Source organism: Streptomyces sp. SGAir0957, from assembly GCF_043523415.1.
This window is the reverse complement of the sequence record NZ_CP027293.1, coordinates 2,732,322-2,745,761: the sequence shown is the minus strand read 5'-3', so window position 1 is coordinate 2,745,761 and position 13,440 is coordinate 2,732,322. Positions and strand designations below refer to the sequence as shown.

Sequence of the window (13,440 nt, the reverse complement as noted above, 5' to 3'; positions counted from 1 at the left end):
GCGTTACGGTCATGACATGCCGCCGCACGAAGCCGCCAGGACCACGACGCGCTCGCAGCCCGTGAAAGCCATCGTCTGGGACATCGACGACACCCTCTTCGACTACGCCACCGCCGACACCGCCGGTTTGCGTGCCCACCTCACCGCCGAGGGTCTGCTCGACAGCTTCGGCACCGCCGAGCAGGCGCTCGTCCGCTGGAAGGCGCTGACCCGCGAACACTGGGCCCGCTTCGAGGCGGGGGAGACCGACTGGGAGAGCCAGCGCAGGGACCGGGTCAGGGCCTTCGTGGGGCAGGTGCTCGACGACGCGGCGGCCGACGCCTGGTTCACCCGCTACCTCGGCCACTACGAGGCCGCCTGGGCGCTGTTCCCGGACACCGTGCCCGTTCTGGACGCCCTCGCGCGCACGCACCGGCACGCGGTGCTCTCCAACTCCTCGCTCCACAACCAGGAGCGCAAACTCCGCGTCCTCGGTGTACGCGACCGCTTCGAGGCCCTGCTGTGCGCGGCCGAACTGGGCGTCGCCAAACCCGACGCCGCCGCGTTCCACGCCGTCTGCGACGCGCTGGGCCTCGCCCCGCACGAGGTCGCGTACGTGGGCGACCAGCCGGACACCGACGCACGCGGAGCCGTCGAGGCGGGGCTGACCGGCATCTGGCTGGACCGCACCGGGATCGGCGGGCGCCCTGAGCTCGTCCGCATCACGAGCCTCGACCAGCTGCCGCCGCTGCTGGCCCGCGATACCCGTTTTGGAGCGCCGGAGACCTTCGGGTAATGTTCTTCCTGCGCCGAGGGGAGCGAGCCGAAAGGCTGGCCCCGGAAGCGCAAGCCGAGCGAAGGTCCCGACGGGATTGGCGTTCCGGTGGCCTATGGTGTAATTGGCAGCACGACGGTTTCTGGTTCCGTTAGTCTAGGTTCGAGTCCTGGTAGGCCAGCTCGCAGAGCTCATCTGCAACCGTGGATTCCAGATCCACAAAGCCCCCGTTGTGTAGCGGCCTAGCACGCTGCCCTCTCAAGGCAGTAGCGCCGGTTCGAATCCGGTCGGGGGTACAGATCCTTCCCACGAGGACGGCACGGGTAGCTCCCACCGACCTTGATGCAGGATCGCTAGGGCCCCCGTTGTGTAGCGGCCTAGCACGCCGCCCTCTCAAGGCGGTAGCGCCGGTTCGAATCCGGTCGGGGGTACTGTTCGGACCTCAGTGGTCTGGACCACTATGGCCTATGGTGTAATTGGCAACACTACGGTTTCTGGTACCGTCATTCTAGGTTCGAGTCCTGGTAGGCCAGCTCGCAGAGCTCATCTGCAACCGCGGATTCCGATCCGCAAGGCCCCCGTTGTGTAGCGGCCTAGCACGCCGCCCTCTCAAGGCGGTAGCGCCGGTTCGAATCCGGTCGGGGGTACAGAACGAAGAGGCCCTTCCCATCGCGGGGAGGGCCTCTTCGCGTGTGTACGACAGGTGTGTACGGCAGGTGCGTACGGCAGCTGCGTGCCGCGGGCGGGCCGGGACACAACTCCGGCCGGTCGCTGCGGCGTTGGAGCGACCGGCCGGAACGGGCAGGTGAATGCGGGCGAGTTGTTCTCAGCCGGTGCGGCGCAGGGCCTCGGAGAGGCGGCCCGCGGCGTCGATGACGGCCTGGGCGTGCATCCGGCCCGGGTGCCGGGTCAGACGCTCGATGGGGCCGGAGACCGAGACGGCGGCCACCACGCGGTTCGACGGGCCGCGCACGGGCGCGGAGACGGACGCGACGCCCGGCTCCCGCTCGCCGATCGACTGGGCCCAGCCCCTGCGGCGCACACCCGACAGGGCCGTCGCCGTGAAGCGGGCGCCCTGGAGGCCGCGGTGCAGGCGCTCCGGCTCCTCCCAGGCCATCAGGATCTGCGCGGACGAACCGGCCTTCATCGTCAGCGTCGAGCCGACCGGGACCGTGTCCCGCAGCCCGGACAGGCGCTCCGCCGCGGCGACGCAGATGCGCATGTCGCCCTGGCGGCGGTAGAGCTGCGCGCTCTCGCCCGTGACGTCCCGCAGGTGCGTGAGCACCGGGCCCGCGGTCGCGAGCAGGCGGTCCTCGCCGGCCGCCGCCGAGAGCTCCGCGAGACGCGGGCCGAGGATGAACCTGCCCTGCATGTCCCGCGCCACCATGCGGTGGTGTTCCAGGGCCACCGCCAGGCGGTGGGCCGTCGGTCTTGCCAGTCCGGTGGCCGCTACTAGTCCTGCGAGAGTCGCGGGCCCGGACTCCAGGGCGCCCAGGACAAGGGCTGCCTTGTCCAGAACGCCGACGCCGCTACTGTTGTCCATGCGTCGATACTCCCGTCTCACTCTGTGAAACGCAAGTTCAAATATCCGTGGAACTTGCCACTCTGTACGGACGCCGGTCCGTGGACCAACGGACCCGGCAGCCGACGTCCGGTACGAGGGGTACGAGCGACGGCGATCCGAACTCTCTAGTGGGGCCGGTGCGACCGGCCGGCCGAAGGGAAAGCGATGGGTAGGACACTCGCGGAGAAGGTCTGGGACGACCACGTCGTCCGGCGCGCCGAGGGCGAGCCCGACCTCCTCTTCATCGATCTGCACCTGCTGCACGAGGTGACCAGCCCGCAGGCGTTCGACGGCCTCCGGCAGGCCGGGCGCCAGGTGCGCCGCCTCGATCTCACCATCGCCACCGAGGATCACAACACCCCGACCCTCGACATCGACAAGCCGATCGCCGACCCGGTCTCGCGCGCCCAGCTGGAGACGCTGCGCAAGAACTGCGCCGACTTCGGCGTACGCCTGCACTCGCTGGGCGACGTCGAGCAGGGCGTCGTCCACGTGGTGGGACCGCAGCTGGGCCTGACTCAGCCCGGTACGACCGTGGTCTGCGGCGACTCGCACACCTCCACGCACGGCGCCTTCGGCGCACTGGCGTTCGGCATCGGCACCTCGCAGGTCGAGCACGTGCTCGCCACGCAGACGCTGCCGATGGCCCGCCCGAAGACCATGGCGATCACGGTCGACGGCGAACTGCCCGAGGGCGTCACGGCCAAGGACCTGATCCTGGCGATCATCGCCAAGATCGGCACCGGCGGCGGTCAGGGCTACATCATCGAGTACCGCGGCTCCGCCATCGAGAAGCTCTCGATGGAGGCCCGCATGACCATCTGCAACATGTCGATCGAGGCCGGCGCCCGCGCGGGCATGATCGCCCCCGACGCCACCACCTTCGACTACCTCGAAGGCCGCGCCCACGCCCCGCAGGGCGAGGAGTGGGACGCCGCGGTCGCGTACTGGAAGACGCTGCGCAGCGACGACGACGCGGTCTTCGACGCCGAGGTCTTCATCAAGGCCGACGAGCTGTCCCCGTTCGTCACCTGGGGCACCAACCCCGGCCAGGGCGCCCCGCTTTCGGCCAACGTCCCCGACCCGGCCTCGTACGAAGACGCTTCGGAGCGCTTCGCCGCCGAGAAGGCCCTGGAGTACATGGGTCTGACCGCCGGGCAGGCGCTGCGCGACATCAAGGTCGACACCGTCTTCGTCGGCTCGTGCACCAACGGCCGCATCGAGGACCTGCGCGCCGCCGCGGCCCTCGTCGAGGGCCGCAAAGTCGCCGACGGCGTGCGCATGCTGGTCGTGCCCGGCTCCGCGCGGGTCGGCCTGCAGGCCGTCTCCGAGGGCCTGGACAAGGTCTTCAAGGAGGCCGGCGCCGAGTGGCGGCACGCGGGCTGCTCGATGTGCCTCGGCATGAACCCGGACCAACTCGCCCCCGGCGAGCGCTCCGCGTCCACCTCCAACCGCAACTTCGAGGGCCGCCAGGGCAAGGGTGGCCGCACCCACCTGGTCTCGCCCCAGGTCGCCGCCGCCACCGCCGTCCTCGGCCACCTGGCCTCGCCGGCCGACCTGTCCGACGCCGACGCCCGTACGCCCGCTGGAGTCTGATCAGCCATGGAAGCATTCACCACGCACACCGGCCGGGCCGTCCCGCTGCGCCGCAGCAATGTCGACACCGACCAGATCATCCCCGCCCACTGGCTCAAGAAGGTGACCCGGGACGGGTTCGAGGACGGGCTGTTCGAGGCCTGGCGCAAGGACCCCGAGTTCGTGCTCAACAAACCGGAGCGCGCGGGCGCCACGGTGCTGGTCGCGGGCCCGGACTTCGGTACCGGATCCTCCCGTGAGCACGCCGTGTGGGCGCTGCAGAACTACGGCTTCAAGACCGTCATCTCCTCCCGCTTCGCCGACATCTTCCGCGGCAACTCGCTCAAGAACGGCCTGCTGACCGTGGTCCTCGACCAGAAGGTCGTGGAGTCGCTCCAGGAGCTGGTGGAGAAGGACCCGCAGGCCGAGGTGACGGTCGACCTGGAGAAGCGCGAGGTCCGCGCCGAGGGCGTCACCGCCTCCTTCGAGCTCGACGAGAACTCCCGCTGGCGTCTCCTCAACGGGCTCGACGACATCAGCATCACGCTGAGCAACGAGGACGACATCGCCGCCTACGAGGCGAAGCGCCCGTCGTTCAAGCCGCGGACCGTCCAGGTCTGAGCCCCGGTCCAGGAGGCCGGCCGACCCCCCGAGTCGGCCTCCGGGCAAGGCTCATTCAGGCCACTTCCACAGGCCCCGTACCCCCAATCGTGCACCGGTTGGGGGTACTTCTGTGTCCGGGCCCGACCGCCTCCACGGGGCCTGCGGGGAAGCCCCTTCCCGGCTGTCAACTCCCCTGGTTACCAGGGGTGTTACCGGGGTACGCGAGATTCGGTGCTGCTCCGGACGAGCGCGCCGCGTACGGGCTCAGGAGGCGCTTGTGGGGCGGGAGTTACCCCCTGCGGAGGCGACAACTCGCCCCAGATGGCACAATCTGTGCATGGAACACGACGGCCAACTCCAGCTGTACGCGGCGGTCGCGAACCAACTCAAGGAAGCGCACGCCCGAGTGCGCGCACTGCAAGTCCCGGAGGGCGTACGGATGGCGCTGACCCGGAAGCTGCTGGCCATTACGGCCGCGGCCAAACACGATCTGGCCGGCGCGGCCAGACGTCTGGAGCGATTCGGTGCGGACCTCGACGACTTCGAAGAGGGCTCCGGCACGGAAGAGGAACTCTGAGACGGCCGAGTTCGTTGCGGCACAAGGGTGATTAGCCCGTTTCGTGTTTGATTTGCGGTATATATCTGCCTAACGTGCGAAAAAGCCGGGGGCGAAAGAGATTCGTTCCGGCAATGTCTCCGAAGGGGAAGACGTGAACAAGGCGCAGCTCGTAGAAGCGATTGCCGACAAGGTCGGTGGCCGTCAGCAGGCCGCCGACGCCGTCGACGCGGTACTCGACGCCATTGTCCGTGCCACGGTCAACGGCGACCGTGTCTCGGTCACCGGCTTCGGTTCGTTCGAGAAGGTGGACCGTCCGGCCCGTTACGCCCGCAACCCGCAGACCGGCGAGCGTGTCCGGGTCAAGAAGACGTCCGTGCCGCGCTTCCGCGCGGGCCAGGGCTTCAAGGACCTCGTCGCGGGCTCGAAGAAGCTCCCCAAGAACGACGTCGCGGTCAAGAAGGCGCCCAAGGGCAGCCTGACCGGCCTCGCTTCGGCGACCGTCAAGAAGGCGGCGGCCAAGAAGACGACCGCCAAGAAGGCCACCGCCACCGCGAAGAAGGCCACGCCGGCGGCGAAGAAGTCCACCGCGAAGAAGACGACGGCGACGGCGAAGAAGACCACCGCCGCCGCCAAGAAGGCGTCCCCCGCGAAGAAGACGACGGCGACGAAGTCCACCGCCGCCGCCGCGAAGAAGGCGTCCCCCGCCAAGAAGGCCACGGCGCAGAAGACCACGGCCAAGAAGGCGACCCCGGCCAAGACGGCTCCCGCCAAGAAGACCACGGCCAAGAAGGCGCCCGCCAAGAAGTCGACGGCTCGCAAGACGACGACCGCCAAGAAGGCCACCGCCCGCAAGAAGTAAGGGCACACGCCACAAGGCTGCTCACGCGCCGGGCCGGGCTCCCTTCGGGGAGCCCGGCCCGCGGCGTGTCCTGACCCCGCTGTGTGAGCAGCCGGTTCAGGAGATCCGCGGCGCCCCGCTCCGGGCCTGCTCAGAAGGTCTGCAAGGTCACCAGCGTGATCCGGCGTGCCTCGCCCGCGTCCTGGACCTCGATCCGTACCCGCTGCCCCGGCCGCAGCAGCCGCAGGCCCCCCGCGTCGAAGGCGGCGGTGTCGAACGGCAGCGGCGTGCCGTCGTCCAGGAGGACGCTGCCGGAGCGGGAATCGGGGTCGTACGTGTACGCGGTGGCCTGCATACGGGCAGCGTACTCAGTCCTGCGCCGAGTCCAGGGACAGCAGTCCTGCCGTGGCCCGCGCGGTGTACGGGCCCACCCCGAGCGCGAGCGCCACGCGCAGATCGTCGCCGGTGTCCACGTCCTGGCGCACGGAGTCGACACCGGCGAGCGGGAGTTCCGCCGCGCCCGACGCGGTGTGCCGGGCACGGGAAGCCGCGCCGAATGCGGGGACCAATTCCGCGCCGGGTGCCGCGGACAAGAGTGTCGTGCCGATTCCGGCGGCGTCGGGCAGGAATGCCCGGGGAAATGCGGTGGCCGCGCCGAGAACGCGGGCCAATTCCGTGGGGCGCAGCGCAGGGAGATCCGCGTTGAGTGCCGCCACCGGCGCGGCGGGACGCGCGGCCCGTACGTACTGGGCGCCATGGGCGAGCGCCGCATTGAGACCTGCCTGCGGCGTGTCGGGAACGATACGGGCGCCGAGAGCGCCCAGTTCGCGCGCGGCGCGGACATCGTCCGTGACGACCACCACATCGCCCACCGCCGCACAGGCGGCCGCGGCGGCCACGGTGTCCTGTGCGAACGCAAGCGCGAGGCCCGGACGCAGCCCGCCGGCCGCGGGCGCCAGCCTGCTCTTGGCCCGCACCAGCGGTTTCAGCGGTATCACCAGGGTCCACTGCACGCCCCTATTGTGACCTGTGCATGAGGTGAGCCGGTTCGGGCGGGCGTACGGTGTTCTCGACAGACCGGTGGCCTGGGGCGACACTTGTGCGGCCCGACGGGGCCCACCCGCCAGGTCCTAGAGGAAGGTGTCCGAGTGTCCCGCCGCAGAATCGGCTTCTGGTACCGCTTCGCAGCGGTCCTGTGCAAACCGCCCCTGGTGGTTCTGTTCAAGCGGGACTGGCGCGGAATGGAGAACATTCCTGCCCATGGTGGCTTTATCACCGCGGTGAACCACAATTCGCATCTGGACCCGTTCCTCTACGCCCACTATCAGTACAACACCGGACGAGTCCCGCGTTTCCTCGCCAAGCACGGCCTCTTCCGGAAGGGCTTCGTCGGTGCCGCGATGCGCGGCACCGGACAGATTCCGGTCTATCGCGAGTCGACGAACGCGCTGAGCGCCTTCCGCGCCGCGATCGACGCCGTGGAGCGTGGCGAGTGCGTCGCCTTCTATCCAGAAGGAACGCTTACCCGGGACCCCGAACTGTGGCCCATGACCGGTAAGACCGGTGTCGCCCGGGTCGCGCTCCAGACGCGGTGCCCGGTCATTCCCGTCGGCCAATGGGGCGCCACCGACGCACTCGCGCCCTATGCGAAGAAGCCGCATTTCTTCCCGCGCAAGACACACCATGTCCTCGCCGGTGAGCCCGTCGACCTGTCGCGGTTCTACGACAAGGAGATGACGCCGGAGCTGCTCAAGGAGGCCACCGAGGTCATCATGGGCGAGATCACCACGCTGGTGGCGGAGCTGCGCGGCGAACCGGCCCCGCAGAAGCGTTACGACCCGCGCGAGGCCCGGTTGGAGCAGCGCCGCAAGTCGCGTGCGCAGAGCGGCAGTTCGGAGGAGAGCAAGTGAGCCGACCCGTGAAGGCCGCAGCCAAGGTCGCAGTCTTCGGGACCGGATCATGGGGCACCGCGTTCGCCATGGTCCTCGCCGACGCGGGGTGCGAGGTGACGCTCTGGGGCCGCCGCGCCGAACTCGCCGAGGCGATCAACTCGACGCACGTGAACCCCGATTATTTGCCCGGCGTCGAGCTGCCCACGACCGTACGGGCGACGACCGACGTGGCCGAGGCCGCGGACGGCGCCGACTTCACCGTCCTCGCCGTGCCCTCGCAGACCCTGCGCGACAACCTCGCCGCATGGGCGCCGCGGCTGGCCCCCGACACCGTGCTCGTGTCGCTGATGAAGGGCGTCGAACTAGGTTCGGCCATGCGGATGAGCGAGGTCATCGAGGACGTCACGAAGGCCGGCGCCGACCGCGTCGCGATCGTCACCGGCCCGAACCTCGCACGCGAGATCGCCGCCCGGCAGCCCGCCGCCGCGGTCGTCGCCTGCCGGGACGAGGCCGTCGCCCAGCGCCTCCAAGTCGCCTGCCACACCCCGTACTTCAGGCCGTACACCAACACCGACGTGGTCGGCTGCGAACTCGGCGGCGCCGTCAAGAACGTCATCGGGCTCGCCGTCGGCATCGCGGACGGCATGGGCCTCGGCGACAACACCAAGGGCTCGCTCATCACGCGCGGCCTCGCCGAGACGACCCGGCTCGGGCTCGCGATGGGCGCCGACCCGCTGACCTTCTCCGGGCTCGCGGGCCTCGGCGACCTCGTCGCCACGTGCTCCTCGCCGCTGTCGCGCAACCACACCTTCGGCACCAACCTCGGCAAGGGCATGACGCTGGCCGAGACCATCGCCGTCACCAAGCAGACCGCCGAGGGCGTCAAGTCCTGCGAGTCCGTGCTCGACCTGGGGCGCCGCCACGGCGTCGACATGCCCATCACGGAAACGGTCGTCGGCATCGTCCACGAGGGGAAGCCGCCGGTCGTCGCCGTGAAGGAGCTGATGTCGCGCTCGGCCAAGCCCGAGCGGCACTGACCCTCCGGACCGGGGCGCCGGGCAGGGACGACGCGGCTCGGCCCGGCGGAGGCCGACTCCTTCGCTGACTCCTTCTGTACCAGCAGGTACGCTCATCGCGATATGAGCAGCGAGAACCTTTCCCAGAGCCCTGCGTCCGTCGAGCCCCCCGCGCATACGGGCGGGCAGAAGCCGCGTGTGGCCGTCGTCTTCGGTGGCCGTAGCTCCGAGCACGGTGTCTCCGTCGTCACCGCGGGCGCCGTGCTGCGCGCCATCGACCGCTCCAAGTACGACGTGCTGCCCATCGGCATCACGCGCGAGGGGCGTTGGGCGCTCACCTCGGACGACCCGGAGCGCATGGCGATCGCCGACCGCAAGGTGCCGGACGTCGCCGATCTCGCGGACTCGCCCGAGGGCGGCGTGGTCCTGCCCGTCGACCCCTCCTCGCGCGAGGTCGTCTACACCGAGCCGGGCTCCGTGCCCAAGGTGCTCGGCGACGTCGACGTCGTCTTCCCCGTGCTGCACGGCCCGTACGGCGAGGACGGCACGATCCAGGGGCTCCTCGACCTCTCCGGCACGCCGTACGTCGGCTGCGGTGTGCTCTCCTCGGCCGTCGGCCAGGACAAGGAGTACATGAAGCGGATCTTCACCTCCTTCGGCCTCAAGGTCGGGCCCTACCTGGTCATCCGGCCGCGCGAGTGGGAGCGCGAGCAGGAGGGCGCGCGCCGTCGCATCGCCGACTTCGTCAGCGATCACGGCTGGCCGCTCTTCATCAAGCCCGCGCGCGCGGGCTCGTCGATCGGCATCACGAAGATCGACTCGTTCGCCGGGCTCGACGAGGCCATGGAGACCGCCCGCGCCCACGACCCGAAGGTCATCATCGAGGCGGCGATCCTGGGCCGCGAGATCGAGTGCGGCGTGCTGGAGTTCGAGGACGGGCCGCGCGCCTCCGTCCCCGCCGAGATCCCGCCCGTGCAGGCCCACGACTTCTACGACTTCGAGGCCAAGTACATCGACTCCGCCGCCGGGATCGTGCCCGCCCCGCTCACCGCGGAGCAGACGGCCGAGGTCCAGCGCCTCGCCGTCGCAGCCTTCGACGCGGTGTCCTGCGAGGGCATCGTCCGGGCCGACTTCTTCCTCGGCGAGGACGGCGAGTTCGTCATCAACGAGATCAACACGCTGCCCGGCTTCACGCCCATCTCGATGTACCCGCGGATGTGGCAGGAGAGCGGGGTCAGCTACCCGGAGCTGGTCGACCGCCTGCTGCAGGCGGCGCTGAGCCGCTCCACGGGGCTGCGGTAGTCACCGCTGCGGCAGCCACTGCGGCGGTCACCGCTGCGGTCGGCAGTGGTGGTGTACGCGGGTCAGGAGGCGATCCCCGTCGGGATCGCCTTCTTCACGGCCGGGGCCAGATCCACCAGGAGACTCGAACTGTCCCGCCCCTTGTCCGCGCTCACCTCGACATACGCCGCGCGATTGGCGGTGGTGAAGCGGTACGACCCGTCGTCCTGCTTCTCCATCAGCCAGTCCACCCCGTTCACCCCGCCGGCGACCGCGTCGGGATCGCCGCCCTCTGCCACCTTCGGATCGATCATCTTCGGGGGTTGCGCGACTCCGCAGCGCAGTATGATCGCGTTGCTTCCCCAGGCAGCGGTCAACGTGGACGCCGGCTCGGGGTCCTCGCGGCTCAGACCGTCCACCTTCGACGGCAGGACCTTGTCCAGGTTCCGGCACAGCTTCGTGGCCGACGCGCCAGGACGGGGAACCACGACCGACGCGCTGCCGTCTGCCGGGGAACAGCCCGCCAAGGCGAACGGCAGGCACAGCGCGGGCAGCCCGATGAGAAGACGGAGCCGGTGACGGAAAGAGTTCACCGGCACAGGGTAGACGGGGGCTACAGGTGGACCACCGGGCAGGTCAGGGTGCGCGTGATGCCGTCCACTTGCTGGACCTTGGCGACCACCATGCGACCCAGTTCGTCGACGGTGTCGGCCTGCGCGCGAACGATCACGTCATAGGGGCCGGTGACATCTTCGGCCTGGATCACTCCCGGAATCTTCGCGATGAGCTCGGCGACGGTCGACGCCTTGCCCACCTCGGTCTGGATCAGGATGTACGCCTGTACCACGGAACCTCCAGGGCGGCCACGAGGATCATGTGGGGGAAAGGGACGCCACGGTATCGCGTCGCCGCTCGTCGCGGGGAGACCCGGGGTGGCTGTGGCGTACACGCCGTGTGCGGGATGGTGGGCACAGGCAGTGCAGGGGACCTCTCGGTGGGCTGTGCGGGAAGCCCGTCCTTGACAGAAACCGTACCGATGACAGAGACGGACCGCGACCGCAAGCGGGCCGGGGCAGAAGGGGCAGTACGCGCATGAAGGGCACCGTCGGCGAGCTGGGGGAGTTCGGACTCATCCGAGAACTCACCTCCCGGCTCACCACCACCCCGGCCGTACGGATCGGCCCCGGCGACGACGCCGCGGTGATCGCCGCGCCGGACCGCAGGGTCGTCGCCAGCACGGACGTCCTCCTGGAGAACAGGCACTTCCGCCGCGACTGGTCCACGGCGTACGACGTGGGCCGCAAGGCCGCCGCGCAGAACCTCGCCGACATCGCCGCCATGGGAGCCGTCCCCACGGCCCTGCTGCTGGGCCTCGTCGTGCCCGCGGAGCTTCCCGCGTCCTGGCCGTCCGAACTCATGGACGGGCTGCGCGACGAATGTCAGGTCGCCGGGGCCGCGGTGGTCGGCGGCGACGTCGTCCGCGGCGACACCATCACCATCGCCATCACCGCACTGGGCGACCTGCGCAACCACGAGCCGGTGACCCGCGCGGGCGCGGACCCCGGCGACGTCGTGGCCGTCACCGGCTGGCTCGGCTGGTCCGCGGCCGGGTACGCCGTGCTGTCCCGCGGCTTCCGCTCCCCGCGCGCCTTCGTCGAGGCCCACCGCCGCCCCGAGCCGCCGTACCACGCGGGCCCCGCCGCCGCCGGACTCGGCGCCACCGCCATGTGCGACGTGAGTGACGGCCTCATCGCCGACCTCGGCCACATCGCCGAGGCCAGCAAGGTCCGCATCGACATCAAGTCAGGGAAGGTCGACGTGCCCTCCCAGATGAACGACATCGGCCAGGCCGTCGGCGTCGACCCGCTGCAGTGGGTCCTGACCGGGGGAGAGGACCACGCCATCGTCGCCACCTTCCCGCCGGACGTGAAACTGCCCGCCCGCTGGAAGGTGATCGGCGAGGTACTGAACCCCTCCGCCCTGCCCCAGGTCACCGTGGACGGCGCACCCTGGACCAGCAAGGGCGGCTGGGACCACTTCGGGGACGACTTCCCCGGAGGGGAGATCGAGTCGTGACAGCCTCCGTGCCCGTACCCGGGACCGCCTCCGTGCCCGTACGGGTGCTGACCGTGGCCGGTTCCGACTCCGGCGGTGGTGCCGGGATCCAGGCCGACCTGAAGACCATGCTCGCTCTCGGCACCCACGGCATGAGCGTCGTCACGGCCGTCACCGCGCAGAACTCCCTCGGTGTCCAAGGCGCCTGGGAGCTGCCTGCGGAGGCGGTCCGCGCCCAGTACCGCAGCGTCGTCGACGACATCGGCGTCCAGGCGATCAAGACGGGGATGCTCGCCTCTCCCGAACTCGTCGAGTGCGTCGCCGAGCTGCTCGCGGGCACCGACGCGCCGGTCGTGATCGACCCGGTCGGCGTCTCCAAGCACGGCGACTCGCTGCTCGCCGCCTCCGCGCTGGACTCCGTCCGGACGAAACTCCTGCCGACCGCCACCGTCGCCACCCCGAACCTCGACGAGGTCGCCCAACTCACGGGCCTGCGCGTCGTCTCGGAGGACGACATGCGGCGCGCGGCGGCCGCGGTGCTGGCGTACGGGCCTCGCTGGGTGGTCATCAAGGGCGGCCATCTGGACTCCGGGCCAGGTCCGGGCGGGGAGGCCGTCGATCTCCTCACGGACGGTTCCGAGGAGCACTGGCTGCGCGCCCCGCGCCACGACAACCGCCACACGCACGGCACGGGCTGCACCCTCGCCTCCGCGATCGCGGCCCAGCTGGCAAAGGGGCAGTCGGTGCCCGAGGCCGTGCACGCGGCCAAGGAGTACGTCACCGGGGCGATCGCCGCCGGGTTCGCCCTCGGGGCGGGGATCGGGCCGGTGGATCACGGGTGGAGGCTCAGGCCGGGGGCGTGACCGCTTGCACACGAGGGGTGGGCACGCGAGGTGTGAGCACACGGGGTGTGAGCACACGGGGTGTGAGCACACGAAAAAGCCGGCCCCCGAGGGGACCGGCTTTTTCAAGCAACCAGCGAGGTGGCCGCGCTACGCGAAACGTCAGCGCGAGACCTTGCCGGCCTTGATGCACGAGGTGCAGACGTTGAGCCGCTTCGGCGTCCGACCGACCACTGCACGCACACGCTGGATGTTCGGGTTCCAGCGACGGGACGTACGGCGGTGCGAGTGCGAAATGTTGTTGCCGAAGCCCGGCCCCTTGCCGCAGACGTCGCAGTTGGCAGCCACGGGTCACTCCAAAGACTTCAGATGCACTTACGGTTGATCCCGGCATGCCGAGATCAGGATCAGAGGATCTGAGTGGCGGTGCCAGGGGAGCGCCCGACGGATATCGGGCAACC

The 13,440-nt window shown here is 70.0% G+C and carries 16 protein-coding genes and 5 tRNA genes; 15 read left to right on the top strand and 6 right to left on the bottom strand.

Annotated features, from left to right (window positions below; genetic code table 11):
- Positions 1–16: 16 nt before the first annotated feature.
- The 6 genes from C1N81_RS17185 to C1N81_RS17160 all read left to right on the top strand — a co-directional run bounded on the left by C1N81_RS17185 (position 17) and on the right by C1N81_RS17160 (position 1,401).
- Positions 17–775 (top strand): HAD family hydrolase, encoded by a 759-nt coding sequence (locus C1N81_RS17185; protein WP_394430047.1) that lies wholly within the window; start codon positions 17–19, stop codon positions 773–775.
- Between the two features lie 88 nt (positions 776–863).
- Positions 864–935, top strand: a tRNA-Gln gene (locus C1N81_RS17180).
- A 42-nt stretch (positions 936–977) separates the two neighbouring features.
- A tRNA-Glu gene (locus C1N81_RS17175) sits at positions 978–1,050 on the top strand.
- Between the two features lie 62 nt (positions 1,051–1,112).
- Positions 1,113–1,185 (top strand) — tRNA-Glu (locus tag C1N81_RS17170).
- A 30-nt stretch (positions 1,186–1,215) separates the two neighbouring features.
- Positions 1,216–1,287 (top strand) — tRNA-Gln (locus tag C1N81_RS17165).
- Positions 1,288–1,328: 41 nt separating this feature from the next.
- Positions 1,329–1,401 (top strand) — tRNA-Glu (locus C1N81_RS17160).
- Positions 1,402–1,580: 179 nt separating this feature from the next.
- Here C1N81_RS17160 and ndgR read toward each other — a convergent pair.
- The gene (ndgR, locus tag C1N81_RS17155) at positions 1,581–2,297 is read right to left on the bottom strand and encodes an IclR family transcriptional regulator NdgR (RefSeq protein ID WP_324767461.1); all 717 of its coding nucleotides are present in this window, start codon (positions 2,295–2,297) and stop codon (positions 1,581–1,583) included.
- 186 nt (positions 2,298–2,483) lie between these two features.
- Between ndgR and leuC the strand changes: the two genes are divergently transcribed.
- The 4 genes from leuC to C1N81_RS17135 all read left to right on the top strand — a co-directional run bounded on the left by leuC (position 2,484) and on the right by C1N81_RS17135 (position 5,914).
- Entirely contained in the window at positions 2,484–3,914 is a 1,431-nt protein-coding gene (gene leuC / locus C1N81_RS17150) for a 3-isopropylmalate dehydratase large subunit (protein ID WP_394430045.1), read from the top strand.
- 6 nt (positions 3,915–3,920) lie between these two features.
- Positions 3,921–4,514, top strand: coding sequence for a 3-isopropylmalate dehydratase small subunit (leuD, locus tag C1N81_RS17145; protein ID WP_394430043.1), 594 nt, complete (start codon positions 3,921–3,923; stop codon positions 4,512–4,514).
- A gap of 319 nt (positions 4,515–4,833) precedes the next feature.
- Positions 4,834–5,073, top strand: coding sequence for an SCO5555 family protein (locus C1N81_RS17140; RefSeq protein WP_394430041.1), 240 nt, complete (start codon positions 4,834–4,836; stop codon positions 5,071–5,073).
- Positions 5,074–5,206: 133 nt separating this feature from the next.
- On the top strand, positions 5,207–5,914 hold the full coding sequence (locus C1N81_RS17135) for an HU family DNA-binding protein (protein WP_394430039.1): 708 nt from the start codon (positions 5,207–5,209) through the stop codon (positions 5,912–5,914).
- Positions 5,915–6,044: 130 nt separating this feature from the next.
- On the opposite strand, the gene C1N81_RS17130 is transcribed toward C1N81_RS17135, so the two are convergent.
- Both C1N81_RS17130 and cofC read right to left on the bottom strand, forming a co-directional pair.
- Positions 6,045–6,248: a hypothetical protein gene (locus C1N81_RS17130; protein ID WP_394430037.1), complete on the bottom strand. Its 204-nt coding sequence runs from the start codon at positions 6,246–6,248 to the stop codon at positions 6,045–6,047.
- A gap of 13 nt (positions 6,249–6,261) precedes the next feature.
- A complete protein-coding gene (gene cofC / locus C1N81_RS17125; protein ID WP_394430035.1) occupies positions 6,262–6,906 on the bottom strand; it encodes a 2-phospho-L-lactate guanylyltransferase in 645 nt (214 codons plus the stop codon).
- A 135-nt stretch (positions 6,907–7,041) separates the two neighbouring features.
- Here cofC and C1N81_RS17120 point away from each other — a divergent pair, with 135 nt between their 5' ends.
- The 3 genes from C1N81_RS17120 to C1N81_RS17110 all read left to right on the top strand — a co-directional run bounded on the left by C1N81_RS17120 (position 7,042) and on the right by C1N81_RS17110 (position 10,103).
- Entirely contained in the window at positions 7,042–7,803 is a 762-nt protein-coding gene (locus tag C1N81_RS17120) for a lysophospholipid acyltransferase family protein (RefSeq protein ID WP_394430033.1), read from the top strand.
- Positions 7,800–8,822, top strand: coding sequence for an NAD(P)H-dependent glycerol-3-phosphate dehydrogenase (locus C1N81_RS17115; protein ID WP_394430031.1), 1,023 nt, complete (start codon positions 7,800–7,802; stop codon positions 8,820–8,822). Before C1N81_RS17120 ends, C1N81_RS17115 begins: the two co-directional genes overlap by 4 nt.
- Positions 8,823–8,924: 102 nt before the next feature.
- A complete protein-coding gene (locus tag C1N81_RS17110) occupies positions 8,925–10,103 on the top strand; it encodes a D-alanine--D-alanine ligase family protein (protein ID WP_394430029.1) in 1,179 nt (392 codons plus the stop codon).
- Between the two features lie 62 nt (positions 10,104–10,165).
- Here C1N81_RS17110 and C1N81_RS17105 read toward each other — a convergent pair whose 3' ends face one another.
- The gene (locus C1N81_RS17105) at positions 10,166–10,675 is read right to left on the bottom strand and encodes a DUF3515 family protein (RefSeq protein ID WP_394430027.1); all 510 of its coding nucleotides are present in this window, start codon (positions 10,673–10,675) and stop codon (positions 10,166–10,168) included.
- Positions 10,676–10,695: 20 nt separating this feature from the next.
- Positions 10,696–10,929 (bottom strand): Lrp/AsnC family transcriptional regulator, encoded by a 234-nt coding sequence (locus C1N81_RS17100; protein WP_351165332.1) that lies wholly within the window; start codon positions 10,927–10,929, stop codon positions 10,696–10,698.
- A gap of 245 nt (positions 10,930–11,174) precedes the next feature.
- Between C1N81_RS17100 and C1N81_RS17095 the strand changes: the two genes are divergently transcribed.
- The gene (locus C1N81_RS17095) at positions 11,175–12,158 is read left to right on the top strand and encodes a thiamine-phosphate kinase (RefSeq protein WP_394430025.1); all 984 of its coding nucleotides are present in this window, start codon (positions 11,175–11,177) and stop codon (positions 12,156–12,158) included.
- Positions 12,155–13,000, top strand: coding sequence for a bifunctional hydroxymethylpyrimidine kinase/phosphomethylpyrimidine kinase (thiD, locus tag C1N81_RS17090; protein ID WP_394430023.1), 846 nt, complete (start codon positions 12,155–12,157; stop codon positions 12,998–13,000). Before C1N81_RS17095 ends, thiD begins: the two co-directional genes overlap by 4 nt.
- Before the next feature lie 141 nt (positions 13,001–13,141).
- On the opposite strand, the gene rpmB is transcribed toward thiD, so the two are convergent.
- Complete coding sequence (gene rpmB, locus C1N81_RS17085; RefSeq protein WP_003957616.1) at positions 13,142–13,327, bottom strand: 50S ribosomal protein L28; 186 nt, start codon at positions 13,325–13,327, stop codon at positions 13,142–13,144.
- Between the last annotated feature and the right edge of the window lie 113 nt (positions 13,328–13,440).

Bases quoted from the DNA above. Each gene is read 5' to 3' on its own strand.
- C1N81_RS17185 (WP_394430047.1), top strand. From the start codon at position 17: ATGCCGCCGCACGAAGCCGCCAGGACCACGACGCGCTCGCAGCCCGTG.
- ndgR (WP_324767461.1), bottom strand. From the start codon at position 2,297: ATGGACAACAGTAGCGGCGTCGGCGTTCTGGACAAGGCAGCCCTTGTC.
- leuC (WP_394430045.1), top strand. From the start codon at position 2,484: ATGGGTAGGACACTCGCGGAGAAGGTCTGGGACGACCACGTCGTCCGG.
- leuD (WP_394430043.1), top strand. From the start codon at position 3,921: ATGGAAGCATTCACCACGCACACCGGCCGGGCCGTCCCGCTGCGCCGC.
- C1N81_RS17140 (WP_394430041.1), top strand. From the start codon at position 4,834: ATGGAACACGACGGCCAACTCCAGCTGTACGCGGCGGTCGCGAACCAA.
- C1N81_RS17130 (WP_394430037.1), bottom strand. From the start codon at position 6,248: ATGCAGGCCACCGCGTACACGTACGACCCCGATTCCCGCTCCGGCAGC.
- C1N81_RS17110 (WP_394430029.1), top strand. From the start codon at position 8,925: ATGAGCAGCGAGAACCTTTCCCAGAGCCCTGCGTCCGTCGAGCCCCCC.
- C1N81_RS17095 (WP_394430025.1), top strand. From the start codon at position 11,175: ATGAAGGGCACCGTCGGCGAGCTGGGGGAGTTCGGACTCATCCGAGAA.